Annotated in this window: 1 pseudogene; it reads right to left on the bottom strand. The window is 38.4% G+C overall.

Features of this window, described 5'->3' with window-relative positions:
* Positions 1–195: pseudogene (locus KB213_RS12665) on the bottom strand (acyltransferase family protein); the annotation flags it as partial.
* Positions 196–211: the final 16 nt, after the last annotated feature.

The following is a 211-nucleotide window of genomic DNA, read 5'->3' as shown; positions in this document are numbered from 1 at the left end:
AATCAAGAAGCCTGACAAAACGAAAAAAACATACACGGCTTCTGTAACGTTATAATTTAACCCCGATAAAAACCATTTTGGGAAAATATCCACAATAGCTGTATGGCTCAATGGCATACGAATACCAATATGGTTTCCCAAAACTAATAATACAGCGGCTCCGAGCATACAGTCTAAACCAGCATTACGTGCCATTAACACCTCTCTTTTC

The sequence above is a fragment of the Neokomagataea anthophila genome, assembly GCF_018122595.1.
Taxonomy (GTDB): domain Bacteria; phylum Pseudomonadota; class Alphaproteobacteria; order Acetobacterales; family Acetobacteraceae; genus Gluconobacter; species Gluconobacter anthophilus.
Note: the sequence above shows the minus strand (reverse complement) of the source record. Positions and strands in the feature narration are given on the sequence as shown.